23 protein-coding genes are annotated in these 24,052 nt (G+C 65.7%); 5 read left to right on the top strand and 18 right to left on the bottom strand.

What is annotated here, in order from left to right:
* Positions 1 to 21: 21 nt before the first annotated feature.
* The 10 genes from E5CHR_RS06515 to E5CHR_RS06470 are packed head-to-tail and all read right to left on the bottom strand — an operon-like array spanning position 22 to position 9,824.
* Positions 22 to 597 carry a DUF1415 domain-containing protein gene (locus E5CHR_RS06515; protein WP_162578934.1) on the bottom strand — a complete coding sequence of 192 codons (576 nt, stop codon included), beginning with the start codon at positions 595 to 597 and terminating at the stop codon, positions 22 to 24.
* Positions 594 to 1,859: an MFS transporter gene (locus E5CHR_RS06510; RefSeq protein WP_162578933.1), complete on the bottom strand. Its 1,266-nt coding sequence runs from the start codon at positions 1,857 to 1,859 to the stop codon at positions 594 to 596. The genes E5CHR_RS06515 and E5CHR_RS06510 overlap by 4 nt, the downstream gene beginning before the upstream one ends.
* 50 nt (positions 1,860 to 1,909) lie before the next feature.
* A complete protein-coding gene (locus E5CHR_RS06505; RefSeq protein WP_162578932.1) occupies positions 1,910 to 3,040 on the bottom strand; it encodes a deoxyguanosinetriphosphate triphosphohydrolase in 1,131 nt (376 codons plus the stop codon).
* A gap of 19 nt (positions 3,041 to 3,059) precedes the next feature.
* Positions 3,060 to 4,160, bottom strand: a complete 1,101-nt coding sequence (gene aroB / locus E5CHR_RS06500) for a 3-dehydroquinate synthase (RefSeq protein ID WP_162578931.1) — start codon at positions 4,158 to 4,160, stop codon at positions 3,060 to 3,062.
* Positions 4,161 to 4,196: 36 nt separating this feature from the next.
* Positions 4,197 to 4,742: a shikimate kinase gene (locus tag E5CHR_RS06495; RefSeq protein WP_162578930.1), complete on the bottom strand. Its 546-nt coding sequence runs from the start codon at positions 4,740 to 4,742 to the stop codon at positions 4,197 to 4,199.
* Between the two features lie 25 nt (positions 4,743 to 4,767).
* Complete coding sequence (gene pilQ / locus E5CHR_RS06490; RefSeq protein ID WP_162578929.1) at positions 4,768 to 6,906, bottom strand: type IV pilus secretin PilQ; 2,139 nt, start codon at positions 6,904 to 6,906, stop codon at positions 4,768 to 4,770.
* Positions 6,903 to 7,445 carry a pilus assembly protein PilP gene (locus E5CHR_RS06485; RefSeq protein ID WP_162578928.1) on the bottom strand — a complete coding sequence of 181 codons (543 nt, stop codon included), beginning with the start codon at positions 7,443 to 7,445 and terminating at the stop codon, positions 6,903 to 6,905. The genes pilQ and E5CHR_RS06485 overlap by 4 nt, the downstream gene beginning before the upstream one ends.
* The gene (locus E5CHR_RS06480) at positions 7,442 to 8,116 is read right to left on the bottom strand and encodes a type 4a pilus biogenesis protein PilO (RefSeq protein WP_162578927.1); all 675 of its coding nucleotides are present in this window, start codon (positions 8,114 to 8,116) and stop codon (positions 7,442 to 7,444) included. The genes E5CHR_RS06485 and E5CHR_RS06480 overlap by 4 nt, the downstream gene beginning before the upstream one ends.
* A gap of 8 nt (positions 8,117 to 8,124) precedes the next feature.
* A complete protein-coding gene (locus tag E5CHR_RS06475) occupies positions 8,125 to 8,748 on the bottom strand; it encodes a PilN domain-containing protein (protein WP_162578926.1) in 624 nt (207 codons plus the stop codon).
* Complete coding sequence (locus tag E5CHR_RS06470) at positions 8,745 to 9,824, bottom strand: pilus assembly protein PilM (protein WP_162578925.1); 1,080 nt, start codon at positions 9,822 to 9,824, stop codon at positions 8,745 to 8,747. Before E5CHR_RS06470 ends, E5CHR_RS06475 begins: the two co-directional genes overlap by 4 nt.
* Before the next feature lie 242 nt (positions 9,825 to 10,066).
* Between E5CHR_RS06470 and E5CHR_RS06465 the strand changes: the two genes are divergently transcribed.
* Positions 10,067 to 12,478 carry a penicillin-binding protein 1A gene (locus tag E5CHR_RS06465; protein WP_162578924.1) on the top strand — a complete coding sequence of 804 codons (2,412 nt, stop codon included), beginning with the start codon at positions 10,067 to 10,069 and terminating at the stop codon, positions 12,476 to 12,478.
* 18 nt (positions 12,479 to 12,496) lie between these two features.
* Here the strand turns inward: E5CHR_RS06465 and cyaY are convergent, their stop codons facing one another.
* A complete protein-coding gene (gene cyaY / locus E5CHR_RS06460; RefSeq protein WP_162578923.1) occupies positions 12,497 to 12,829 on the bottom strand; it encodes an iron donor protein CyaY in 333 nt (110 codons plus the stop codon).
* Positions 12,830 to 12,841: 12 nt separating this feature from the next.
* On the opposite strand from cyaY, the gene lptM reads away from it, so the two are divergent.
* Both lptM and lysA read left to right on the top strand, forming a co-directional pair.
* Positions 12,842 to 13,093 (top strand): LPS translocon maturation chaperone LptM, encoded by a 252-nt coding sequence (gene lptM, locus E5CHR_RS06455; protein WP_162578922.1) that lies wholly within the window; start codon positions 12,842 to 12,844, stop codon positions 13,091 to 13,093.
* A complete protein-coding gene (lysA, locus tag E5CHR_RS06450) occupies positions 13,090 to 14,370 on the top strand; it encodes a diaminopimelate decarboxylase (protein WP_162578921.1) in 1,281 nt (426 codons plus the stop codon). The genes lptM and lysA overlap by 4 nt, the downstream gene beginning before the upstream one ends.
* Before the next feature lie 6 nt (positions 14,371 to 14,376).
* Here the strand turns inward: lysA and E5CHR_RS06445 are convergent, their stop codons facing one another.
* The 5 genes from E5CHR_RS06445 to E5CHR_RS06425 all read right to left on the bottom strand — a co-directional run bounded on the left by E5CHR_RS06445 (position 14,377) and on the right by E5CHR_RS06425 (position 20,521).
* Positions 14,377 to 15,021: a sulfite oxidase heme-binding subunit YedZ gene (locus E5CHR_RS06445; protein WP_162583595.1), complete on the bottom strand. Its 645-nt coding sequence runs from the start codon at positions 15,019 to 15,021 to the stop codon at positions 14,377 to 14,379.
* A gap of 91 nt (positions 15,022 to 15,112) precedes the next feature.
* Positions 15,113 to 16,111, bottom strand: coding sequence for a protein-methionine-sulfoxide reductase catalytic subunit MsrP (gene msrP, locus E5CHR_RS06440; RefSeq protein ID WP_162578920.1), 999 nt, complete (start codon positions 16,109 to 16,111; stop codon positions 15,113 to 15,115).
* 118 nt (positions 16,112 to 16,229) lie between these two features.
* Entirely contained in the window at positions 16,230 to 17,546 is a 1,317-nt protein-coding gene (gene ccsB, locus E5CHR_RS06435; RefSeq protein WP_162578919.1) for a c-type cytochrome biogenesis protein CcsB, read from the bottom strand.
* 56 nt (positions 17,547 to 17,602) lie between these two features.
* On the bottom strand, positions 17,603 to 19,738 hold the full coding sequence (locus tag E5CHR_RS06430) for a cytochrome c biogenesis protein ResB (protein WP_162578918.1): 2,136 nt from the start codon (positions 19,736 to 19,738) through the stop codon (positions 17,603 to 17,605).
* 105 nt (positions 19,739 to 19,843) lie between these two features.
* Positions 19,844 to 20,521 carry a c-type cytochrome gene (locus E5CHR_RS06425; protein WP_162578917.1) on the bottom strand — a complete coding sequence of 226 codons (678 nt, stop codon included), beginning with the start codon at positions 20,519 to 20,521 and terminating at the stop codon, positions 19,844 to 19,846.
* A 72-nt stretch (positions 20,522 to 20,593) separates the two neighbouring features.
* Here E5CHR_RS06425 and yihA point away from each other — a divergent pair, with 72 nt between their 5' ends.
* Both yihA and E5CHR_RS06415 read left to right on the top strand, forming a co-directional pair.
* Positions 20,594 to 21,331: a ribosome biogenesis GTP-binding protein YihA/YsxC gene (gene yihA, locus E5CHR_RS06420; protein WP_162578916.1), complete on the top strand. Its 738-nt coding sequence runs from the start codon at positions 20,594 to 20,596 to the stop codon at positions 21,329 to 21,331.
* Complete coding sequence (locus tag E5CHR_RS06415) at positions 21,328 to 22,242, top strand: alpha/beta fold hydrolase (protein WP_162578915.1); 915 nt, start codon at positions 21,328 to 21,330, stop codon at positions 22,240 to 22,242. The genes yihA and E5CHR_RS06415 overlap by 4 nt, the downstream gene beginning before the upstream one ends.
* On the opposite strand, the gene E5CHR_RS06410 is transcribed toward E5CHR_RS06415, so the two are convergent.
* Positions 22,236 to 23,120 carry a lysophospholipid acyltransferase family protein gene (locus E5CHR_RS06410; RefSeq protein ID WP_162578914.1) on the bottom strand — a complete coding sequence of 295 codons (885 nt, stop codon included), beginning with the start codon at positions 23,118 to 23,120 and terminating at the stop codon, positions 22,236 to 22,238. The genes E5CHR_RS06415 and E5CHR_RS06410 overlap by 7 nt on opposite strands.
* Positions 23,117 to 24,010: a lysophospholipid acyltransferase family protein gene (locus E5CHR_RS06405; RefSeq protein ID WP_162578913.1), complete on the bottom strand. Its 894-nt coding sequence runs from the start codon at positions 24,008 to 24,010 to the stop codon at positions 23,117 to 23,119. The genes E5CHR_RS06410 and E5CHR_RS06405 overlap by 4 nt, the downstream gene beginning before the upstream one ends.
* Positions 24,011 to 24,052: the final 42 nt, after the last annotated feature.

Raw genomic sequence — 24,052 nt, 5'->3', positions numbered from 1 at the left:
TCGGAACGGGCGGGCGTGGCCTCATCGCTGCGCTCCCCCGGGCCCGACATCCAGGGCTGCCCAGCCCTCGGCGCCGAGCTGCTCCAGGATCTGCATGTTGCGCCCGAAGACGGCCTGCGCGTCCGGAAAGGCCTCGACGGCGCGGCTCACGCTGTCCTCCCGCAGCAGATGCAGCGTGGGGTACGGCGCGCGGTTGGTCGCATTGGTGATGTCGTCAGGCTCCGCGCCGGCGAACTGGAAACGTGGGTGGAAGCTCGCCAGCTGGAACTGGCCCTCGAAGCCGCCGCGGACCAGGCGACGCTCGGCCCGCGCCGTCAAATCGTTGAACTCGAGAAAATCCGCCAAGGTGTTCGGTGCGATCAGGAGGGTGGTGTCGCGCTCGGACGCAGAGCATGCGGCCAGCGCACGCGCTTCGTCCAGCACCGCGTCGATCAGGCCTCCGTCGTCCTCGCGCAGGTACAGCGCGTAGTGGATCTGGCGGCGCGCATGCACGGCCTTGGCGAAAGGGCAGAGATTGAGGCCGATCACCGCGCGCTCGAGCCAGCGCTGCGTGTCTGCCTGTGCCTGCGCTGCGGTGGTGACGGCCCCCCCGCTCATGTTGCGGGCCCTCTGTGCGATCTCGCAGGTGCCACGCGCGCCGCCAGTGCCAAGCCCGCCAGCGAACAGGCCAGGGTCACGCCCCACGTCCATTGCCAGCCGCCGAACCGATGGGCGATCCAGGCGACCGCCGGTGGAGCGATGAACTGCCCGAGGGAGGAGGCTTGCTGCATCATTCCCACAGTTGTCGAGACAGCCGACGGACTGGGCGCGAGCCGGGTGGAGAGCATGAAGAGGGTGGCCGGGATCATCCCACCGGCCAACGAGAACAGGCAGACGGCAACGTAGCGCAAGGCCGGTGGCAGGCTCCCGCTGCTGCCAGCCAGGCCGATCTGCGCGAAGGCCGTCACGCCGCCGAGTGCCATGACGACGAAGCCCCAGCGCAACAGGCGCTCCGGGGCCACGCCGTGCTGCAGGAAGCGGCCGCCGCTGACATTGCCAACGATGTTCATCGCGGCGGCAAGCGCTGTCAGTGCCGCGTTCCAGGCGGCCGGCACGCCGGCGTCCGCATAGATCGCCGGCAGGAAGCCGATGACGGCCATCCATTGGGCGGAATAAACGCCGAACGCCAGCGCCAGCGTCCGCGGGCCACTGGCGCGGACCGTGCCGAGCAAGGGCGCGCTCCAACGCGGTGGCGAAGAGGCAACGGGCTTGATGGCTGGCCGCTGGTCCATCGGCACTGCGAGCAGGACCCAGAGCGCCGCGAGAGCGGAAACGGCCGAGAGCACCCACCACCAGCCCGGCCACCCGCCCCAGGCGATCAACGCCGGACCGAGCAGGAGCGCCAGCGCCACGCCCAGGGGCATGTAAGCACCCCAAAGGCCGAGCGCCTTCTTTTCTGCGCCGGGCGGCGACAGGGCGCGGATCAGCCCGGGCCCGGGCATCACCGCCAGCAGAAAGCCCACGCCTTCGAGGGCGCGCAAGGCGAACAGCGAATGGATGGCCCGGGGGCCTGCATCGACCGTGCTCCCGACCCAGCCGCCGAGCACGCTTGCACCGGTGACCAAAATCAGACCTGCCAGCATGCTGCGACGCAAGCCAACGGCATCGGCCACGAGTCCGAACACCATGCCCAGGCACATGCCCGCGACCTGCACCAGCGACAGCAGGAAGCCTGCTTGCACCAGATCCACGCCCAGCGTGGCCTGCAAGGCCGGCACGGCGGGCGGGAGCTTGCCCAGATGCAGGGCCGCAGCGACTCCGGCGAACACCACGGCCAAGGCGTTGCGGGGGACGCCAGCGTGCGAAGACGCACGACTCATTCGAGCAGCTTCGCCCTCAGCTGCGGTGCCTTCGGAACTGGCGGAGCGGTTCACTGGTCCCACTGCCTTCCCGTGAGACGTTCGTACTCGCGGATCGCGAAGCGGTCGGTCATGCCCGCGATGTAGTCGGCCACTGCGCGGTGGCGGCCGTCGCGCTGCGCATAGGAAGCCGGCATCTGCTCGGCATCATCGATGTAGGCGGCGAACAGCTCGCGTACCACCTCCTTCGCCCGAGTCGTGGTCTGCATGACACGCGGATGCCGGTAGAGGTTGCGGAAGAGGAATTGCTTGAGCTCGGTGGACTGCGCGCGCATCGCCTCGCTGAAGAGCACCAGCGGCGCCGCGCGGCGGACGCCATCCGCATTGCCCGGCGAGGCCGCTTCGAGCGCGCTACGCGTGGCGTTGATCACGTCGTACACCTGCGCGCTCAGCATCCGCCGGATGGCTTCGTAGAGAACGCGCCGGCCCTGCACATGCGGATGCTCCTCCAGCGTTTCGCGCAGATAGCGGCTGAAAAGCGCCACCTCGCCGAGCCGCTCCAGGCCGATGAGCCCCGAACGCACGCCATCGTCGATGTCATGCGCGTTGTAGGCGATCTCGTCGGCCAGGTTGCACAGCTGCGCCTCGAGGCTCGGCTGGGTACGGTCGAGAAAGCGCCGTCCCACTCCGCCGGGCTCGGCCGCCTCCAGGCGCTCGGCGTTGGCACGGGAGCAATGCTTGAGAATGCCCTGGCGGGTCTCGAAACTCAGGTTGAGTCCGTCGTACTGCGGATAGCGCTCTTCGAGCGCATCCACCACCCGCAGGCTTTGCAGGTTGTGCTCGAACCCGCCATGCGCCTCCATGCAGGCATCGAGCGCATCCTGCCCGGCATGGCCGAAGGGCGTGTGACCCAGGTCGTGCGCCAGAGCGATGGCCTCCACCAGGTCTTCGTTGAGCCGCAGTGAGCGCGCGATCGAGCGGCCCAGCTGCGCAACCTCGAGCGAATGCGTGAGACGAGTCCGGAAGAGATCGCCTTCGTGGTTGAGGAAGACCTGGGTCTTGTAGACCAGCCGCCGGAAGGCCGTGGAATGCACGATGCGGTCACGGTCGCGCTGGAACGCATCGCGCGTCGGAGCCGGGGCCTCGGCATGGCGCCGCCCGCGGGACTGCGCAGGATGGCTGGCGTGGGGTGCCAGGCTCATGGCCGCTCCAGCGTTCGATTCAGGCCGCACAGCACTGCGCGAGCACCTCACGCACCAGGGCGTCGGGAGCGCTGCGCACGACAGCCGAGCCGGGCGTGTCGATCACCACGAAGCGGATTTCGCCAGCCTCCGACTTCTTGTCGATGCGCATCAGCTCGAGATAGCGCTCGGCACCGAGCGCGGGCGCGACCACCGGCAATCCTGCCCGCTCGATCAGCGCCGACAAGCGCTGCACGAAGGCAGCATCGACGCCGCCCAGGCGCTGCGACAGCTCGGCGGCCATGACCATGCCGCAGCCGACCGCCTCGCCGTGGAGCCATTGGCCGTAGCCCAGGCCCGCTTCGATCGCATGACCGAAGGTATGGCCGAAGTTCAGGATCGCCCGCACGCCGGTCTCCCGCTCGTCCTGCCCCACGACCGCAGCCTTGACCTCGCAACTGCGCCGGACTGCGTGAGCCAGCGCGGCCGGCTCCCGCGCTACCAGCGCGTCGATGTTCGCTTCGATCCAGTCGAAGAAGTCCATGTCGTAAATCGGGCCGTACTTGATGATCTCGGCCAGTCCGGCGCTGAGTTCGCGCCGCGGCAACGTGGCGAGCGTAGAGAGATCGCACAGGACGAGGCGCGGTTGGTAGAAGGCGCCAATCATGTTCTTGCCGAGCGGATGGTTGATCGCCGTCTTGCCGCCGACCGACGAATCGACCTGGGCAAGCAGGGTGGTCGGCACCTGTACGAAGGGCACGCCTCGCATGTAGCTGGCGGCAGCGAATCCGGTCATGTCGCCCACCACTCCGCCGCCGAGCGCGAACAGCACCGTCTTGCGATCGCAGCCGTGGCGCAACAGAGCGTCGAAGATCAGGTTGAGCGTGGACCAGTCCTTGTGCGTCTCGCCGTCAGGCAGTTCCAGCATGTGCACGGCTCGGAAGTGCCCCGCCAAGGCATTGCGCAATTGCTCGCCGTAGAGCGGCGCCACCGTGGTGTTGGTAACGATCAGCGCCGCGGCGGCTGCAGGCACGGCGTCGAAGCTCTCGGGCTCGCGAAGCAGCTCGTTGCCGATCAGGATCGAATAACTGCGCTCGCCGAGCTGGATCTCGACGCATTCGGGGGTGGCGGACACTCGCATGGTTCCGAGTTTAGGCGCATGGCGCCTGGTCCAGGCTCAGCCCGGCGCATCGCTTCGGGAGCCCGGGGATATCACGCCGGCGAGCTCCAGCTGCATCACGATGATGTTCACCAGCATTGCAACCGAAGGTCGGCCGGTCTCGACCACATCATGAGCGGCCTCGCGGTACAGGGGGTCGCGCGCGCTGTAGAGCTCGTACAGCCGGCCAAGGGGGTCGGCCACCTGCAGCAGGGGCCGCTTGACGTCGTGCCGAAGCCGCCTGAACAGGTCCTCGGGCGAGGAACGCAGGTAGATCACATGGAAGTGGGAGCGCAGCTGGATCCGGTTGGCCTCGCGCAGCACCGAACCGCCTCCGGTGGACACGATGCCTTTGGGAGAGGCTGCGAGATCGGCGATCACGCTTTCCTCGACATCGCGAAAACTCTGCTCGCCCTCGCGTTCGAAGTAGTCCCGGATGGAACAACCGATGCGGCGCTCAATCACCTCATCGCTGTCAACGAAAGGCAGATGGAGACGCTGTCCGAGGCGCCGGCCCACCGCGGATTTTCCGGCGCCTGGCAAGCCGACGAGTGCGACCGCCACGCAGTGCTGCGAACGCCCGCGCGCCTTAGCGCGCGGCGTTCCGGTCGGTAATCATCTTCGGGGTGATAAAGACGAGCATTTCGGTCTTGTTGGCAACGCGATTGCGTGTGCGGAACAGTGCCCCGACATAGGGCACTTCACCGAGCACCGGCACGCGCGATTCATCGTTGGTTTCGGTGAGTTCGAAGATACCACCGATCACCACCGTGCCGCCGTTCTCCACGAGCACTTCGGTCTGCACGTGCTTGGTGTTGATTGCGAAGCCTGCCGTCGTCGCCTGCCCGACCGTGTCCTTGTTGACGTCCAGCGTCAGGATGATGTTCCCCTCGGGCGTGATCTGCGGCGTGACCTCGAGCTTGAGATTGGCCTTGCGGAAGGCGATCGAGGTGGCGCCGCTGGAGGTCGCGACCTGGTAGGGCAGTTCCGTGCCCTGCTCGATCAGCGCCTTGGTCTGGTCGGCCGTCACCACGCGGGGGCTGGATACCACCTTGCCCTTGCCATCGGCTTCGAGCGCGGAGATTTCCAGGTTCAGCATGCGCGAGAAGCTGGAATTGAAGAGCGAAATGGCAAAGGTGCCGGGCGCGTTGCCGTTGCCTTGCACGCCGGTCGAGGGCAGGTTGACGAAGTTGGAGTTGGTGAAGGTGGTCAGTGCACTGCCCGGCGTGGTCGCGGTAGCCGGCGTGACCACCGGGAACGCACCAACGTTGCCGAAGACAGGACGTCCGTTGTTGGAGCCGACCGTGCCACCGGAAATTCCCCCGCCGAGCCGCACGCCCAGCGACTTGCCGAAAGTGTCGGAAGCCTCGACGATGCGCGCCTCGATCAGTACTTGCCGCACCGGAATGTCCAGCTTCTGAATGAGTTCGGCAACCTGCTGCAGTCGCGAAGGGATGTCCGACACGAAGAGCTGGTTGGTGCGCGATTCGGCGATCACGCTACCCCGCGGGCTCAGGATGCGGGTGGTGGTGCCGGAGCCGCCGCCGCTGGACGCGCCCGTGCCTGTCAACCCCTGCGCAATCGCGGTGGCCTTGGTGTAGTTCAGTTGAAAAGACTGGGTACGAAGAGGCTCCAGGTTCTGGATCGCGGCTTGAGCTTCAAACTCGAGCTTTTCCTTGGCGTTGATTTCGTCCTTGGGCGCAATCCACAACACGCTGCCGTTCTTGCGCATGCCCAGGTTCTTGGCCTGCATGATGATGTCGAGGGCCTGGTCCCAGGGCACGTCCTTCAGGCGAAGGGTGAGCGCGCCGGTGACGGAGTCCGAGGTCACGATGTTGAAGTTGGTGAAGTCGGCGATGACCTGGAGCAGCGAGCGGATCTCGATGTTCTGGAAGTTCAGCGACAGCTTCTCGCCCGTGTAACCTACGCCCTGGGTCAACTTGGTCGGGTCTACCTTGCGCGGGCGCACCTCGACGACGAACTGGTTTTCGCTTTGGTAGGCGCTGTGCTCCCAGTCACCCTTGGGCTCGATGGTCATGCGCACGCGGTCACCGGCCTGTTGCGTGGTGACGGTTTGCACCGGCGTGCCGAAGTCCGACACATCGAGGCGACGGCGCAGCCCCTCGGGCAACGTCGACTTGGTGAATTCCACCACGAGGCTGCGGCCCTGCTGGCGGATGTCGACCCCTACTTGGTTGTTGGCAAGATCGACGATCACGCGACCCGTGTTGTCCGATCCGAGGCGGAAATCAACGTCGCGCAACGGCAGCGTGTCCCGGTTGCGGTTCTCGGCAAAAGCCTGGGGCGTCGAGGCGACGAGCGCGGCACCCGGGACGGGCTCCAGTGAGACCAGGAGCGACTTGCCCTGGATCTCGGCCTTGTACGCGGTGGCCTGCTTGAGATTCAGCACCAGGCGAGTACGTTCACCGGCCTGGACCACATTGACGGAACGAAGATTGCCTTGGTTGACATCGATGGTCGAGCGGCCGATTGCATTGGTCACGCCCGGAAAGTCGAGCGCAATGCGCGCAGGCGTCTGGATCGCGAAGCCGGTGGGCACGGCGGAAAGCGGTTGCGTCAGGTCGACGCGGATGACCTCGGCACCCGACTGCATCGAGCTGGTGACCGACTCGATGGCGTTCTGCGCATGCGCTGCCGCAACCGCGCCGAGCGTGAGCAGGCTCACGCCGAACACGCGCAGCCACTGCGCGAACCTTGAATTCTTCATTTCGACCTCTCTTGCAACTGCAGCGTCGCCACGCGTTCGATCCATTCACCGCCGGCGTCCTGCACGATTTCACGCAAGGCGAGTTCGGTTTCACTGATACGGGTGATGCGCCCGTAATTGAGTCCCAGGTAGTTGCCAACCCGAACCTGGTAGAGCAACTTGTCGACCGTGACGAGTGCCACCGGCTGACCATTTCGGTTCATGCTGCCCACCATCGCCATCGAATCGAGGGGGAAAGCTTCGAGTGCTTCCTTGCGGCGCGCCAGCTCCGGCGCGATGAGGCCTGAGGTGCTCGGCTGAGCCGAGTCGCGACGCAAGGCCTGCGTGAGCTTCTGCATGTTGAAGGGCTCGAACGCGCTGGCCTCGGTGTAGGCCTGGGGCGTGAATTTCTTGGGCTCCGTGATGGGAGGCACCGTTGGGCGCACATTCGCCCGCTGCTCGGCCATCCACTGCTGGAGTTCTTCCTGGTCCGAGCCCATGCAGCCGCTCAGGACGGCAGTCACAACGCCGACGCACAACGCAAAAGCAAGCCTGCTCATTTCTTCTTCGCTCCCGCCGCTGCCCGCTTCTGCTCCGCCTGCTCTTCGTCGTCCAGGTAACGGAAGGTCCTCGCCGTGGCGTCCATCGTCAACATCCCGTCTTTTCCGGGGACGACCGCCAGGTTGTTCAAGGTCACGATGCGCGAGAGATTGGCGATGTCTGCCGCAAAGGCACCCACGTCGTGGTATCGCCCTGTCACGCGAACGGCGATTGGCAGCTCGGCGTAGTAGTCCTTCACGACCACCTGGCCGGGGCGGAACAGCTCGAATTGCAGGCTGCGGCCGAGACCGGCCTGGTTGATGTCGGAAAGCAGGGCGTCCATTTCGGCCTTGCTCGGGAGCTGCTTTTCGAGCAAGGTCACGTACTGCTGCACCTGCTCGCGCTGCTTTTTCAGCAATTCGAGGTTGGCCGCCTGGCCGACCTTCTTCTGGTAGTCGGCCCTGAGCGCAACTTCCTTGGTTTGCTCGGCGACGAGCTCATCGTTCGAGTTGGTGAGCCACACGAACCACAGACCCACCAGGACCAGGGCGGTGACCAGCACGCACAGGGCGTAGCGAGGCACCGGCGGCCAGACGGAAGGGTCGTTGGGATTCAGCCCGCGGAACTGGTCGCCGAAGCGCTGCAGAGCGCCAGCGAAGTCGATATTGGAGGATGCGCGTTGGGTTGCCATGATGACGCTCAGCCTTTTCCTGCAGCGGATCCTGCAGCGCCGCCCGCCGCTGGGGCCGCCTTTTGCGCATCCGTGGGCCGCTTGAGCCCGATGCGCATCGTGAAATTCGCGACGCGCCGCTGATCGCGGGGGCTCAGGTTGACGTTTCCGGACGTGATTTCCACCAGCTCGGGCTTGACCAGCCAGGGGCTGTTGTTGCCCAGGTTGCGCAACAGTTCCGAGACCCGCTCGTTCGACTGCGCCTGACCCAGGAGGGTGACGGTCTGGTTGTCCTGCTTCATGCTCGTCAGGTAGACCCCGTCAGGAAGCTGACGCACCAGTTCGTTGAGCAGGTGCACCGGCATGTTCCTGTCGCCCTGGAGATCCTCCACGGCTTGCTGTCGGGCGCGCAAGGCGGCAATCTCGGCCTGGAGAGTAGAGATTTCCTTGATCTCGGCTTCGAGCTTCTTGATTTCGGCCTGGAGGAAGCTGTTCTTGCTCTGCTGGTTGGAGATCTGGGCCTGGTACCAGAGATACGCGCCACCCGCGATCAGGAACCCTGCCACGGCCGAAGCACCGAGAGCGGCATAGAAAGTTTCCCGCCGACGCTTGCGCGCAGCCTCCCGGTGCGGGAGCAGGTTGATCAAGATCACTGCAGGAACCTCCGCATGGCAAGCCCGCATGAGGTCAGGTACGAAGGCGCCTCGCGCCGCACCTTCTTCTCGCGAATGCCGCCTCCGATCTCCATCCCATCGAAGGGATTGACCAAAGAGCAGGCAAAGGAGGTCTGCCGCGTCACGGCACTGGTGAGCCCCGGCAGCGCCGCCGACCCACCTGCCAGCAGTACATAGTCGACACGGTTATGCGGGGTGCTTGTAAAGAAGAACTGCAGGGCGCGCGCGATCTCCTGGGCAATGCTCGCCACGAAGGGTTTGAGCACACCCGATCCGTAGTCGTCGGGCAGGTCGCCGCTACGCTTCTTGGTCTCGGCCTCTTCCGCGGAAAAGCCGTACTGGCGCACGATCAGTTGCGTCAGCTGGGCGCCACCGAAGGCTTGGTCGCGGTCGTAGAGCACCTCCTGGTTGCGAAGTACCTGCATGCTGGTGGTGAAGGCGCCCACTTCGAACAGGGCTACCACGGCGTCACGACCCTGGCCAGGCAACTGCTCGATCAGTCGCGCAGTGGCCAGTCGGGACGCATAGGACTCGACATCGAGGATCACTGCCTTGAGGCCCGCCGCTTCGGCCAGGCCCTGTCTGTCTTGCACCTTTTCCTTGCGGGAAGCTGCGATCAGGACTTCGACATCGCCGGTCGAATTGGCGCTTTGGCCGATGACGCAGAAGTCCAGGCTCACCTCATCGAGGGAAAAGGGGATGTATTGGTTGGCTTCGGACTCGACTTGGATCTCGAGTTCCTGCTCGCTCATGCCGCCCGGGAGGACGATCTTCTTGGTAATGACGGCCGAGGGCGGCAGGGCCAGCGCGGCATTTTTTGTACGGCTGCCGCTCTTGCGCACGGCGCGTCGGACTGCCTCGGCCACTTCGTCAAATTTTTCGACGTTGCCATCGGTGATCCAGCCTCGCTCGAGGGGCTCGATCGCACAACGTTCCAGAACCAGCTTGCCGCCGGCATCGCGGCCGAGTTCGACCAGCTTGACACTGGATGAGCTGACGTCCAGCCCGAGTAATGGCGCGGGCTGACGGCTGAATAGCGATCCCAAAGCAGCCAAGTTATATCCCGTTGTGTTTGTAACGATTAGAAATACTTACGTGTGGTTGCATGCTAGCAGGAGGTGTACAGCCAACCAAGCGCCAGGGGGCCAACTCTTGCATCAACCGTTGTCAAAAGGGGACGTAACAGCGTCGATTCACAACTTACGTCACAAATGCGAGTACTTGGGTTTTATGTCGATTGAAGAGCCGCTGGAGAGCCCCCGCTTTTTATAATTGGCACTGACTTCAACATCGCTTCATGGCCGAAAAAACACGCCCGAACGGGCCCACCAAGACACCTCCTCCGGCCCAGCGCCCTGTTTGGCTGACCTGGCTTCTGCGCTTTGCGATGTGGGGACTGGGCATTGCCGCGGCCGGAGCGGTGTCGCTGGTCTGCGTGGTCGCCGTGGCGCTCGCTGTGGCCTATCCGAACCTGCCGGACATCTCCGATCTGGCGGACTACCGGCCCAAGCTTCCGCTGCGGGTGTTTTCGTCGGAAGGCATCCTGATCGGCGAGTTCGGAGAGGAACGCCGCAACCTCACGCCCATCGCGACCATCCCCAAGGTGATGAAGGATGCTGTGCTGGCAGCGGAGGACGCCCGCTTCTACGACCACGGCGGAGTCGACTACAAAGGGCTGTTGCGCGCGGGCCTAGCGAACATGAACCGCGTGAAGAGCCAAGGCGCCTCCACCATCACCATGCAGGTCGCGCGCAATGTCTACCTGAGCTCCGAGAAGACGCTGACCCGCAAGATCTACGAAGTGCTGCTGACCTTCAAGCTCGAGCACCTGCTCAGCAAGGACCAGATCTTCGAGATCTACCTCAACCAGATCTACCTCGGCAACCGGGCCTACGGCTTTGCGGCCGCGGCGGAAGCCTACTTTGGCAAGCCGCTCAAGGACATCACCATTGCCCAGGCGGCCATGCTCGCGGGGCTGCCGAAGGCACCGGGCGCGAACAATCCGGTGAACAACCCCTCGCGTGCGCGCGGGCGCCAGCTCTACGTGATCGACCGGATGCAGGAAGCCGGTTTCATCAACGCCGAGCAGGCGGCCGAGGCCAAGAAGGAAGAGTTGCACCTGCGTGACGGGGCCGACCCCACCCGCCTGCATGCCGAGTACGTGGCAGAGACGGTGCGGCAACTGATGTACGCGCAGTACGGCGACAGCACCTACACGCGCGGCCTCAAGGTCTACACCACCTTGGTCGCTGCCGACCAGGCCGCAGCCTACAAGTCCTTGCGAAAGGGCATCATGGACTACGAGCGCCGGCAGATCTACCGCGGCCCGGAAAAGTTTGTCGATCTGCCCAATGATCCGAAGGAACTGGACGAAGCCGTGGATGATGCGCTGGCAGAGCATCCGGACAACGGTGACGTGATGTCGGCGGTCGTGCTGAAGGCCAGTGCAAAGGAAATCAACGCCGTGCGCGCCAATGGCGATACTGTCCAGATCACCGGCGAAGGGCTACGGCCTGCACAATCGGGGCTCTCGGACAAGGCGCCGCCGAATATCAAGATCCGCCGCGGCGCCGTGATCCGCGTCGTGAAGACGCCGAAGAACACCTGGGAGATTACCCAGCTGCCCGAGGTCGAGGGCGCATTCATTGCGCTGGACCCCCGCGACGGCGCCGTAAAGGCCATGATCGGCGGCTTCGACTTCGACAAGAACAAGTTCAACCACGTGACGCAGGCCTGGCGCCAGCCGGGCTCCAGCTTCAAGCCCTTCATCTATTCGGCCGCCCTCGAAAAAGGGTTTACGCCCGGAACGGTCGTCAACGACGGGCCGCTCTTCTTCGATGCGGGCACCACCGGCGGCCAGCCTTGGGAGCCGAAGAACTACGACGGCAATTTCGAGGGCCCCATGTCCTTGCGCCGAGCGCTGGCCAAGTCCAAGAACATGGTTTCCATCCGCGTGCTGCAGTCGATCGGCACGCGCTACGCGCAGGACTGGATCGGCAACTTCGGCTTCGAGCGGGAGAAGCACCCTGCCTATCTGCCCATGGCCCTGGGTGCTGGCGCCGTCACGCCGATGCAAATGGCGACGGCCTATTCGGTCTTCGCGAACGGCGGCTATCGCGTGAGTCCCTATCTCGTGACGCGCATTACCGATCACAAGGACAAGGTGCTGGTGGAAACCCAGCCGCCACTGCTCAACGAGACCCTGCGCGCCATCCCGCAGCGCAACGCCTTCATCATGGACAGCCTGCTGCAGGAAGTCGCACGCAGCGGCACTGCCGCGAAGGCACAAGCCACGCTGAAGCGACCCGACATCTACGGCAAGACTGGCACCACCAACGACTCGCTCGATGCCTGGTTCGCCGGGTTCCAGCCCACGATGGCGGCGGTGGCCTGGATGGGTTACGACACGCCGCGCAAGCTGGGCGACCGCGAGACCGGCGGCGGGTTGAGCCTGCCGATCTGGATCAGCTACATGGAAACCGCCATCAAGGGCGTGCCGGTGACCGAGCTGACTGCCAAGCCGCCCGCTGGCGTGGTCAACGTGGGCGGCGAGTGGTACTACGACGACTATGCGCCGGGCCGCGGTGTCGCGACCTTGGGCGTCGAGCCGGGTCCGACGCCGCCTGCCGAGGCGATCTCGGGCGCACCGATCGGTCCGACGCCGCAGCCGGAAGAGCGCAGCCGCATCCTGGACCTCTTCCGCAACTGATCACCTCGGCCGAAGGCCTCAGTCGGCGGTGAACTGCAGCGGTACGCCGGCCTGCGCGCTTGCCTCGCGCGACAACTGGGCGAAGAACTCCTCGCTGGTCTTCGTGTCGACCCAGGCCCGGCCGTCGTAGCGATAGTGGTAGCCGCCCGAGCGTGCCGCCAGCCAGATCTCCTGCAAGGGCTTCTGCAGATTGACGATCAGCTGGCTGCCATTTCGAAAGGTGATGGTGATCATGCCGCCCACGCGCTGGTTGTCGATGTCCGCATCGCTCGTGTCGTTGATGTGATCGCAGCTGCGCTCGATCGCAGCAAGCGCGGCCTCGGCGCGGTCCAGGTACTCGGGGTCGGTCATTACAATTTCGTGATGCTGAATGTTCGTCAAATTCTAGTGAGCGCAATTGGCCTCGCGATCGTCGGGGTCGCGCTCGCCGGTTGCGGGCAGAAGGGCGCGCTCTACCTGCCCACCGAACCCGCCGCGACCAATCGCGCCACGCTCCCGGGGCTGCTCATCCCGAATTCGCGCAACGCCGATAGCACGGCAAGCCCAGCGACGGGTGCTGCCGCGGCGCCCGCCGCTGCCAGCAGCGCTCCCGTGACCCGGGAAGGAACGAAGTGACGAGCGCCGAACGCCTCCCTGGCCATCCCCACATCGGGTACAAGAACGGCGCGCTGCACGTCGAGGCAGCGGCGCTGCCCGACCTGGCGCGCGAGCACGGCACACCGCTTTTCATCTACTCGACGCAGTGGATGCTTGATGCACTGGCCGCCTACCAGCGCGGCTTCGAAGGGCGCGACGCGCTGATCTGCTACGCGATCAAGGCCAACTCGGCGCTGGGCGTGCTGCGCATCTTTGCCGAGGCGGGCTGCGGCTTCGACATCGTCTCCGGCGGCGAGCTCGCGCGGGTGCTCGCCGCGGGTGCGGATCCGGCCAAGGTGATCTTCTCCGGCGTCGGCAAGACGAAGCAGGAGATGCGGCAAGCGCTGGCAGCGGGTATCGCCTGCTTCAACGTGGAAAGCGAAGCCGAGATCGACGTGCTCAACGCGGTCGCGCTAGAGGAAGGACAGCGGGCCGCGATCAGCGTGCGCATCAATCCCAACGTCGATCCAAAGACCCATCCCTACATCTCGACCGGTCTCAAGGGCAACAAGTTCGGCATCGCGCACGACCGCGCGTTGGCCATCTACCAGCATGCCGCCTCGCTCAAGGGCCTGCGGGTGGTCGGTATCGATTGCCACATCGGCTCGCAGATCACCGATGCCGCGCCCTATCTCGAGGCGCTGGAGCGGGTGCTCGACCTGGTCGAAGCCATCGAAAAGGCCGGCATCACGCTGCACCATCTGGACTTCGGCGGCGGACTCGGTATCGACTACAACGGCGACAGGCCGCCCGCGGCCGATGCCCTGTGGCAACAGTTGCTCCAGCGCCTGGATGCGCGCGGCTTCGGCCAGCGGCGACTCATCGTCGAGCCGGGACGCTCACTGGTCGGCAATGCCGGTGTCTGCGTGACGGAAGTGCTCTATACCAAGCCGGGCGAGGCCAAGAACTTCTGCATCGTCGATGCGGCGATGAACGACTTGCCGCGACCCGCGATGTACCAGGCCTTCCATCGCATCGTCCCGGTGACGCCGCGTCAGGGCGAGAGCGTCAGCTACGACGTCGTCGGCCCGGTCTGTGAGAGCGGCGACTGGCTCGGCCGCGACCGCACGCTCGACGTGCAGGCCGGCGACCTGTTGGCGGTGCTGTCGGCCGGTGCTTATTCGATGGCGATGGCAAGCAACTACAACAGCCGGGGCCGCGCGGCCGAGCTGCTGGTCAGCGGCGACCGCGCCACGCTGATTCGCCGCCGTGAAAGCATCGAGGACCAATTGCGCTGCGAGCAGGTCGAGGGCTGAGCGCCCTCACTTGCTCAGCTGAGCGCGCCCAGCGGAAGCAGCCCCGGTCGCCCTTTTGGTGCGCGCAAAGTTCCAGATTCGCCATCCCAGCAGCACCGAGATGATGGCGGCATAGACGAAGACCTCGGCAAAGTTGTTCTTCCCGGCGCGCATCCAGAAGAAATGCAGCAGGCCCAGGCCGGCGATCACATAGACCAGCTTGTGCAGCGTCTGCCAGCGCTTCGCGCCCATCGCCTTGATGGCACGGTTGAAGGAGGTCGCCGCGAGCGGCGTAAGCAACACGAAGGCGCTGAAGCCCACCAGGATGAAGGGCCGCTTGGCAATGTCCTTCGCGATCTCGGGGATGTCGAAGCCCATGTCGAACAGGCTGTAGCTCAACAGGTGGACCACCACGTAGAAGTACGCGAACAGGCCCAACATGCGGCGAAACCGCGCCAGCGCATTGGTCCGGGTCATGACCCGCAGCGGCGTCACGGCAAGCACGATGCAGATGAAGCGCAGCGTCCAGTCGCCGGTCGAACGGATCAGGGCCTCCGCCGGATTGGCGCCCAGCCCATCGGTGAAAGCGCCCCACGCCAGCCAGGCGAAAGGCAGCAGGCACAGCACGAACACCAGGGGCTTGGCCGCCGGATGCAGGAGCAGCTTGTTCATGCCCATGCCGCCGCCGGGCCGCCCCCCGGCGACTGGCGCCGCCTTGCCAGGCAGCGGGGACACAGCAGTACCGGGCTTGAGCGCAGACATGTCAGTAGAACTTCTTCAGGTCCATGCCGGCGTAGAGCTGACCGACCTGTGCCTCGTACCCATTGAAGATCAGCGTCTTGTGGCGCTTGGCGAACAGCCCGCTGCCATCGCCGATGCGCCGCTCGGTCGCCTGGCTCCAGCGCGGATGGTCGACGTTGGGGTTGACGTTGGAGTAGAAGCCGTACTCCTGCGCCGCCGCCTTGTTCCAGGCCGTGCCCGGCTCCTTCTCGACAAAGCGGATCTTGACGATCGACTTGGCGCTTTTGAAGCCGTACTTCCAGGGCACCACGATGCGCACGGGTGCACCATTCTGATTGGGAAGAACTTCGCCGTACATCCCGAAGGTGAGGAGCGTCAGCGGATGCATCGCCTCGTCCATGCGCAGGCCTTCGGCATACGGCCAGTCGAGGACTCGCGAGCCCACGAAGGGCATGGTCTTGGGATCCGCCAGCGTGACGAACTCGACGTACTTGGCATTGCCCTGCGGCTCGACCCGCTTGATGAGTTCGGCCAGTGAGTAGCCGACCCAAGGAATCACCATCGACCAGCCCTCGACGCAGCGCAACCGGTAGATGCGCTCTTCCTGCGCGCTGAGCTTCAGCAGGTCTTCGAGAGCGTACTTGCCCGGCTTCTTGACCAGCCCTTCGACCTCGACGGTCCAGGGCCGTGTCTTCAGCGTGCCGGCATTCTTCACCGGGTCACCCTTGTCGGTGCCGAACTCATAGTAGTTGTTGTAGCTGGTGGCGTCCTTGTAGTCGGTGAGCTTCTCCATGGTCTGCGCACCGGCCACGGCCGACTTCTCGCCTTTGAGTGCGGCCAGCTTGCCCGGCGCGGTGGCCTGGGCCAGCGCCTCCCGCCCGGCCCACGAGGCCATGGCCGCGCCCGCGACGCCAGTGGCGAGCAGCTTGAGCATGTCGCGCCGCCCTTCGTAGGCCGCGCGCGGAGTGATCTCGCTCGGGTGCGGATGAATGAAGCCCTGGTCCTTGGATCGAATCAACATGGATCGCCTTTCGACTGTTTAGCTGTACTGGGATCTATTCGTCCCCAATGCTGATCCGGTTACGCGCCCAACGTTCCGCCGGTTTCAACTTGCCCGCCCGTCCTGCGGACCGCCCCAGCTACAAGGTCCCGTAGCTGTGCAAGCCGCTCAGGAACATGTTGACGCCCAGGAAAGCGAAGGTTGTCACTGCCAGTCCGCCCAGCGCCCACCAGGCGGCGACGGTGCCCCGCAGTCCTTTCACCAGGCGCATGTGCAGCCACGCCGCATAGTTCAGCCAGACGATCAGCGCCCAGGTTTCCTTCGGGTCCCAGCTCCAGTACCCACCCCAGGCATCAGCTGCCCACAGCGCGCCGAGCACGGTGGCAATGGTGAAAAAAGCAAAGCCGACCGTGATGGACTTGTACATCACGTCGTCCAGCACTTCGTTGGCCGGCAGCCGCTCCGCGATGCGCTTGCGGCCCAGCAGGATGCCCGCCGCGATCAGCGCCGAAATGGCTGCGTAGACAAACCAGTAACTGCCGCCCGCCTCCTGCGCGCGCTGGCGGAATGCCACAGGCACGAAGCACAGCGCCACGCCAAGAAGCCACATCGGCGTGAGCTTGTACCAGCGCGTCTCCTGGGCCTGCTCCTTGATGAGGTAGGCAAAAGCCACCATGGCCGCCAGCGAGAAGGTGCCATAGCCGATGAAGTTCGCAGGCACGTGCAGCTTCATCCACCAGCTCTGCAGGGCCGGCACCAGAGGCTGGATTTCGTGGGCCTCACGCACCAGCGTGTACCAGAGCAGGAAGCCGACCGCCGCGCTCACCACCAGCATCACGAAGGCGCCCAGCGCCCGGGTCCGGTAGCGCGACTCGAAGTACAAGTAGAAGGTTGCCGTCAGCCAGCAGAACAGCACGAAGACTTCGTAGAGGTTGCTGACCGGAATATGGCCGATGTCCGGGCCGAGCTGATGGCTTTCGTACCAGCGCACCATCGTGCCGATCAGCGCCATCGTGACCGCCGCCCAGGCCAGGCGCGAGCCGATCAGGTCCATGGTGTCCGCCTGCCGGCCGCCGAAGAAGCCGATCCAGTAGAACAACGTGCTCATGAAGAAGAGAACGCTCATCCACAGGATGGCCGATTGGCTGGACAGGAAGTACTTGAGCCAGAACACGGTCTCGGCTCTTGCAAGGTCGCCCTGGTACGAGCCGATGCCGAGCAGCGCGGCCGCGGCCACCACGATCGCCAGTACCTGCAACGGCCGCCAGAACCAGCCCAGCCAGACGACGAAGGGCATGGCGGCGAGCAGGATCACCTTTTCGTAGATGTCCATGGCGCCTGCATAGCGCGCAAAGGCGAAGAGCCCGCCCGCCACGACCAACGCGGCGAACACCCAGTCGAAGGCGTTGCGGCGCGACAGGAAGCCGTCATTGAGCGTGAGAGTGGTGGTGGTCATTGCTTAAGCCTCCGCGCGATGCGCTACGGTATTCGCCCTGGGAGCGGCCCGGCAGCTCACGAAGAGCCGCTCTTTCCGATGGCGAGCAGCCTGTCCTTCAGGCGCTCGAACTCGCGGTCGCTGTCGATGGTCTTGCGGTTGACCGAGTAGGCCATCGTGGCCGCCGTGCCGCCGGCGCCCGCATCCTTCGCGAGCCAGACCCAGAGCCTGCGCTCGCGAACGTACAGCATCGCAAAAATGCCCACGATCAGCAACAGGCACCCTAGGTAGACGATGTTCTTGCCAGGGGCGCGGGCGACCTGGAACACGCTGGCCTGCACCTGCTTGAAGTCGGTCATCATCATCGCCACGGGCGCGGGGTAGAAGTAGGCATCGCTGATGGCCAGCACCGCCTGCGTCAAAAATGCCTGGGACTTCTCGTCGGCCGGCAGCGCCGCCAGGCCTGCGTTCTCGCGGCTCAGGTTCAGCACCTCGAAGAGCGCATCGTTGAGGATGCGCACCAGCACGGCGCCGGCGCGCTCCCGCTCGGCCTCGGGCACGTTCGCCTCCATGAACTCGGCGATCGCCTGCCAGCCGCCGCCGCTCACCGCGTCGGCTTTCGCACGCTCGGCGCCAGCGAACAGCGCGAGCGCCCGGCCCGCCGAGGTGCGCAGCTGCCCGGCCAGCTCGGGCTGCTTGGGGTCGGCGGCGCGGGCGATGTAGCGCTCGATGGCGCGCGTGCGGATGTCCGCGTCGGCCAGCGCTGCGCGCATGCGCACGAAGCCGTCCATCGATCCTTGCTCGTCGGCCGGCACCCGCAGGTAGCGGAAGGGCTCCTCTGGCCGTTCGCGCATGCCGAGCAGGAACACGGGCTGGCCATCGCCGGTGTCGACCGGCACCATGTAGTTCTGGTACTCGCGCGCCTGGCCCGCGGAATCGCGAAGCTTGTAGCCGATGCTCGGGCCGATGTTGCGCAGCACCTTGGGCTTGTTGGTCTTGTTGGCAGCACCCAGACGCGACTCGATGTCGTTGCGCAGGTCGACCTTGCGCACATCGGCACCGCTCGTCATGGCCCCGGCCTCGCCGAAGTTCTCAACATTGATGACGCGCAGCGCCGTGTACTCGAGCGTCAGCCGCTCGCTGCCGTTGGTGATCTCCGAGCTGTTGCCGATGATGCCCTCGACCTCGAAGGGCTTCGCCGCAGCCGCCATCGGTACCGCCTTGAGCTTGACCGTCGAGCCGCCGTCGTCGAAGCTGGACTGGTAGATCTCGATGCCCTTGTAGCTGGCAGGGTGGTTCACCTCGATGCGTGCGGGCACCTGCTGGCCGGTCGCGCGGTCGTGCAGCACCACCTCGCTGGCAAACAGCTTGGGCATGCCGGTCGAGTAGTAGTCGACGATGAACTTCTTCAGTTCGATGGAAAAGGGCAAGTCCTGCAGCAGGACGCCATCCGCCTGGTTCAGGATCGCGACGCTGGACTGCCCCCCTTCGGGCACGAGGATATTGCCGCGAAAGGTCGGGTTGCTGGGCGAAAGCCGATGCTGCGGCGCCACATCGGCGATCAGCCCGCCGCCGGTGTAGACGCTCTTGCCGTTGAACCAGGTCTGCGCGCGCACTACCAGGTCGCCGTCGAGCAGCCCGCCCAGGCAGACCAGAACGATGGCGCTGTGCGCCGCGATGTAGCCGAGCTTGTGGGCGCCGCCCGCGCGCGCCGCCACCATCCAACCGTCGCCATCGCGGTGCTGCAGCTTGACCTTCCAGCCGCCCCCCGCGAGCAGCTGGCCGATGCGGTTGGCCGCAACATCCGGCGTCTCGTCGAGCGCGGTCTCGGCACGCTGGCCGAAGGCACGCAGGCTCTGGACGCGGATGCTCTCTTTGTAGTTCTTCAGGTCCGTGAAGATGCGCGGCGTGTTGCGGGCAATGCACAGCGAGGTGCTGACCACCAGAAAGGTCAGGATCAGCAGGAACCACCACGCGCTGTAGATCGAATCGAGCCGTGCTGCACGGAATACCTCGGCCCAGAAAGGGCCGAACTGGTTGATGTAGTTGTTGATCGGCTCGTGCTGCTTGAGCACGGTGCCGATGATGGACGCGATGCAGATGACAGTCAGCAGCGCGATGGCGAAGCGCATCGACGACAGCAATTCCACCGCAGCGCGGACCGCGTGGGGACCGCGGCGGACGCGGAGGCCGTGGGTGGAGACTGCTGACATGGACGCGGGGAGAGTGGAAAGCAAAAAGGCGGGCCATCCTCGCTGGATCGGCCCGCCCTGTTGGGGTTTGTTATCGGCGGTTAGTTCACGCTGGCGCCAGCGCCATCAGCGCAGGCCGGCAATGTAGTCGGCCACGGCCTTGATCTCGCGGTCGTTGAGCTTGGCGGCGACGCCCATCATCTGCGGGCTGTTCTGGCGGGTGCCGTCGCGGAACAGGCTGAGCTGCGCCATGGTGTAGTCGGCATGCTGGCCGCCCAGGCGCGGATACTGGGCCGGGACTCCGGCGCCGTTCGGGCTGTGGCAACCCGCGCAAGCCGGGATCTGGCGCTCTGCGATGCCGCCTCGATAGATCTTCTCGCCCAGGCCGACCAGGTCCTTCTCTTTCGCGAAGCCCGGCTTGACCTTCTTGGAGCCGACGAACCAGGCGACGTTGCGCATGTCCTCGTCGGACAGGGCCGAGGCCAGCGGCTTCATGATCGCGCTCTTGCGCTTGCCGGACTTGAAGTCCTGCAGCTGCTTGAGGATGTATTCGGGATGCTGTTGCGCCAGCTTGGGATTTGCCGCGATGGCCGAGTTGCCGTCGGCGTTGTGGCAGGAGGCGCAGCTCTGGCTGTTGGCCGGGGTGTTGTTGAAGACAGTGTCGCCCTTGGCTGGATCAGGCTTGGCAGCCTTGGCGGGGGCAGCGGCGGCAGCCGGCTTGCCTTCCGGATCGTCGGCCGCGAAGCTGGTGCTGGCGGCAAGGCCGACGAGGGCTGCAAGCAGGAAACGGGCAAACAACTTCATATCGGGGGCTCTGGATTTATGGCGCAAAACCGCGCGATTCTACAATGGCGCCCCGTTACCGAGGCTCCACCCATGACCACCCCGAGCCGCAAGCCGGCCGCCCCTCCCTCCCGCATGGCCGCTGTCGTGGACGCCGCAGCGGCCGAGCGCATCCGCATCGCGCGCGGCTGGCTGCATACCGCCCACTTCCTCACCAGCGCGCCGCAACTCGAGCATCTGCCGGCCCTCGAGCTGCCGGAGATCGCCTTCGTCGGGCGGTCGAACGCCGGCAAATCGACCGCCATCAACACCCTGACCCAGCAGACCCGGCTGGCCTTCGCCTCCAAGACGCCCGGCCGCACCCAGCACATCAACCTGTTCGGCGTTGGCAAGCAGAAGGTGGACGACGCGGTGCTGGCGGACCTGCCGGGCTACGGCTACGCGGCCGTGCCGCGTGAGGCGAAGCTGCGCTGGCAGCGCGTCATGGGCAACTACCTGATGACGCGCGAGAGCCTGCGCGGCGTGGTGCTGATGTGCGACCCGCGCCATGGCCTCACCGAGCTCGACGAGATCCTGCTCGAGGTGATCCGCCCGCGGGTCGAGCAGGGGCTGAAGTTTCTCGTGCTGCTGACCAAGGCCGACAAGCTGACACGCTCGGACGGCGCCAAGGCGTTGTCGATCGTGCGACTGCAGGCCGGCGGCGGCGAGGTCAAACTTTTCTCGGCCTTGAAGCAACAGGGAGTGGACGAGGCAGCAGAACTGCTGTGGCGCTGGGCCCATCCGCAGGACGAGCTGCCCGCCGAACCGACCGAAGGAGACAGCCAGCCATGATCCAGACCTTTGCCCGAGCACTGCCCAACGGCACCACGCTCAGCTGCCGTGCCGCCGGCGAAGTCGGCCGCCCCTTGATGGTTTTCCTGCACGGCTTTCCCGAAGCTGCTTTCATCTGGGACGATCTGCTCGAGCATTTCAGCCAGCCCGAGCACGGCGGCTGGCGCTGCGTGGCCCCGAATCTGCGGGGTTTCGAAAAGTCGAGCAGCCCCACAGAGGTGTCGGCCTATCGTGCGCACCTGTTGATCCAGGACGTCGAGCAGCTCGCACAAAGCGAGCGCGAGGACGGCCGCATCGAGGCGCTGGTCGCGCACGACTGGGGCGGGGCCTTCGGCTGGGGCTACGGCAATCAGCATGCGGACAAGCTGGGCCGGCTCGTCATCATCAATTCACCGCATCCGGGCACCTTCGTGCGCGAGCTGCGCGACAACCCCGCGCAGCAGGCTGCCAGCGCCTACATGAACTTTCTCGCGCGCCCCGATGCAGAAGCACTGCTCTCAGCCGACGACTACAAGCGGATGTGGCTCTCGTTCACCCAGATGAAAGCCGGGCCGGAGGGCTACGGCTGGTTGACGGAAGAGGTCAAGGCCAAGTACCGCGAGGTGTGGGACCACGGGCTTACCGGCGCCTGCAATCTCTACCGTGTGACGCCGATGAAGCCCGCCGTGCCCGGCAAGCCTGCCGCCGAACTGCCCGAACTGCCGCGCGAGCGGCTGGTGGTGGAGGTTCCCACCTTCGTCTTCTGGGCACTCGACGACAAGGCGCTCCTGCCAGGCTTGCTCGAGGGCCTCGAAGACTACGTGCCCCAGCTGGACCTCAAGAAGGTGCCCGACGCCACGCACTGGATCGTGCACGAACAGCCCGAATTCGTCGCCCGCGAGATCGAGGCGTTTCTGCAGCGGACTCAGTAGACCGGCGCCGCGCCCTCGGGCCGGGTCTTGAAGCGCCGGTGCACCCAGTAGTACTGCGAGGGCATGGTGTCGATATAGCCCTGCAAGCGCTGGTTCATCAACGCGGTGTCGGCCACCACGTCCTCGGTAGGGAAGTCCTGCCAGGCCGGCAGCACCTCGATCTCGTAGCCGGTCGGCGTGAGCTTCGAGACGATCGGCACCACCTTGGCCCGCCCGAGCCGCGCGAAGCGCGACAGCGACGGCACTGTGGCCGCCGGCACGCCGTAGAAGGGCACGAATACGGTCTGGTCCCGCCCGAAATCCATGTCGGGCAGAAGGTACAGCAAGCCGCCCTTGCGCAGCCCCGCGATGATCGGCTTGATGCCGTCGACCCGGTTGAGCGTGATCACGTTGCCGAAGCGCTTGCGGCCCTCGCGGATCCACTCGTCCACCATCGGATCGCGCTGCGTGGTGTAGATGGTGGTGGACGGCCGTGCCGTGTGCATGGTGAGCGCGGTGGCCGCCGCGTCGAGCCCGTAGAAATGCGGCGCGAAAAGGATCATCGGCTCCTTTCCATTGGCGATCTCGTCGATCTCCCTTGGCGAACCCTTCACTTGCAGCCGGGCGGCCACGGTCTCTTCCGGCGCATGCCAGAGCCAGCTTCGGTCCAGCCAGGATTGCGCCACATAGACGAAAGTCTCGCGCGCGATGCGCCGCCGCTCGGAGGGCACTTTGGCGGGGAAGCACAGCGCGAGATTGGCGTCCACCACACGCCGGCGGGAGCCGGCGACGGCGTGCAGCACGTGGCCAAGCACAGTACCGAAACCGCGGACCAGCGGCAGCGGCACATGGGCAAGGGTGCGCATGAAGACAATGCCAAGGCGCGAAAACACGCTCATCGCGCGGCCTCCGCTTCGGTTACCGCGGCCGGTTCGCCGCGCGGCTGCTTGTAGCGCGCGTAGTCCCAGACGTACTGCCCCGGCAGCGCACGAATCAGCGCGGCGACGCCTTCGTTCATCGCGGCCGCAGCGGCCTCCGGCGTGGCCTTCGGGTCGCCCAGGGCGGTACCGTCGAAGGGCATGAGCCGGATGACATAGCCCGCCCCGCGCGGCAGCCGTTCGCATACGCCGAAGAAGACGCGCGCCCCGGTCTGCTGCGCCAGCCGCGGCAGCAGGGTCATGGTGTAGGCAGGCCGGCCGAAAAAGGGCGCCCAGACACCCTGCCCCAGCGGCGGCACCTGGTCCGGCAGGATGCCGGTGTAGCCGCCGGCCCGCAGCGTGCGGATCAGTCCGCGCACGCCGGCCACGCTCGTGGGCAGCATCTGCAGGCCGCGCCGCTCGCGCGAGCCTGCATTGATCAGGTCGGCCATCCATTTCTTGCGCGCCGGGCGGAACAGGGCCGTGATGGGCCCGTAGGCGTCGACGAAGCGCTCGCCGAGCGCCTGCCCGAGGATCTCCCAGCATCCGACATGCGGCGAGGCGACGATCACGCCCTTGCGCGCGGCCAGCGCCGCCTCCAACTCGGCTGCGCCCTCCCAGCGCACGACGCGCGGCAGCACGCTCTCGCCCTGCGGCCTGGCCCACAGCCACGGCAGCTCCGCCGCCATGGCGCCGGCGGCGCCGATGGCCGGGCGGTACTGTGCGGGGGTGAATCCGGCGCGCTCGGCGTTGTCTTTGAAGCGCTGGCGATAGGTGGGCGAGCCCCACCACACCAGCCAACCCAGACAGCGGCCGGCGGCATGCATCCAGCGCAGCGGCACATGGGCGAGCAATCGAAACAGAAGAATCATCCGGTCGGAGGGGGTGAAAACCAGGACGCGCGCGCGGGCTAT

It is taken from the genome of Variovorax sp. PBS-H4 (assembly GCF_901827205.1).
Classification (GTDB): Bacteria; Pseudomonadota; Gammaproteobacteria; order Burkholderiales; family Burkholderiaceae_C; genus Variovorax.
Note: the sequence above shows the minus strand (reverse complement) of the source record. Positions and strands in the feature narration are given on the sequence as shown.

What these genes read in the sequence shown, in the direction of transcription:
- cyaY (WP_162578923.1), bottom strand. Translation starts at nt 12,829, where the DNA reads ATGACCGACCCCGAGTACCTGGACCGCGCCGAGGCCGCGCTTGCTGCG.
- aroB (WP_162578931.1), bottom strand. Translation starts at nt 4,160, where the DNA reads ATGCGAGTGTCCGCCACCCCCGAATGCGTCGAGATCCAGCTCGGCGAG.
- yihA (WP_162578916.1), top strand. Translation starts at nt 20,594, where the DNA reads ATGACCACCCCGAGCCGCAAGCCGGCCGCCCCTCCCTCCCGCATGGCC.
- E5CHR_RS06480 (WP_162578927.1), bottom strand. Translation starts at nt 8,116, where the DNA reads ATGGCAACCCAACGCGCATCCTCCAATATCGACTTCGCTGGCGCTCTG.
- ccsB (WP_162578919.1), bottom strand. Translation starts at nt 17,546, where the DNA reads ATGACCACCACCACTCTCACGCTCAATGACGGCTTCCTGTCGCGCCGC.
- E5CHR_RS06415 (WP_162578915.1), top strand. Translation starts at nt 21,328, where the DNA reads ATGATCCAGACCTTTGCCCGAGCACTGCCCAACGGCACCACGCTCAGC.
- E5CHR_RS06515 (WP_162578934.1), bottom strand. Translation starts at nt 597, where the DNA reads ATGAGCGGGGGGGCCGTCACCACCGCAGCGCAGGCACAGGCAGACACG.
- E5CHR_RS06410 (WP_162578914.1), bottom strand. Translation starts at nt 23,120, where the DNA reads ATGAGCGTGTTTTCGCGCCTTGGCATTGTCTTCATGCGCACCCTTGCC.
- E5CHR_RS06445 (WP_162583595.1), bottom strand. Translation starts at nt 15,021, where the DNA reads ATGAACAAGCTGCTCCTGCATCCGGCGGCCAAGCCCCTGGTGTTCGTG.
- msrP (WP_162578920.1), bottom strand. Translation starts at nt 16,111, where the DNA reads ATGTTGATTCGATCCAAGGACCAGGGCTTCATTCATCCGCACCCGAGC.
- E5CHR_RS06430 (WP_162578918.1), bottom strand. Translation starts at nt 19,738, where the DNA reads ATGTCAGCAGTCTCCACCCACGGCCTCCGCGTCCGCCGCGGTCCCCAC.
- E5CHR_RS06510 (WP_162578933.1), bottom strand. Translation starts at nt 1,859, where the DNA reads ATGAGTCGTGCGTCTTCGCACGCTGGCGTCCCCCGCAACGCCTTGGCC.
- E5CHR_RS06405 (WP_162578913.1), bottom strand. Translation starts at nt 24,010, where the DNA reads ATGATTCTTCTGTTTCGATTGCTCGCCCATGTGCCGCTGCGCTGGATG.
- pilQ (WP_162578929.1), bottom strand. Translation starts at nt 6,906, where the DNA reads ATGAAGAATTCAAGGTTCGCGCAGTGGCTGCGCGTGTTCGGCGTGAGC.
- E5CHR_RS06485 (WP_162578928.1), bottom strand. Translation starts at nt 7,445, where the DNA reads ATGAGCAGGCTTGCTTTTGCGTTGTGCGTCGGCGTTGTGACTGCCGTC.
- E5CHR_RS06425 (WP_162578917.1), bottom strand. Translation starts at nt 20,521, where the DNA reads ATGAAGTTGTTTGCCCGTTTCCTGCTTGCAGCCCTCGTCGGCCTTGCC.
- E5CHR_RS06505 (WP_162578932.1), bottom strand. Translation starts at nt 3,040, where the DNA reads ATGAGCCTGGCACCCCACGCCAGCCATCCTGCGCAGTCCCGCGGGCGG.
- lptM (WP_162578922.1), top strand. Translation starts at nt 12,842, where the DNA reads ATGCTGAATGTTCGTCAAATTCTAGTGAGCGCAATTGGCCTCGCGATC.
- E5CHR_RS06465 (WP_162578924.1), top strand. Translation starts at nt 10,067, where the DNA reads ATGGCCGAAAAAACACGCCCGAACGGGCCCACCAAGACACCTCCTCCG.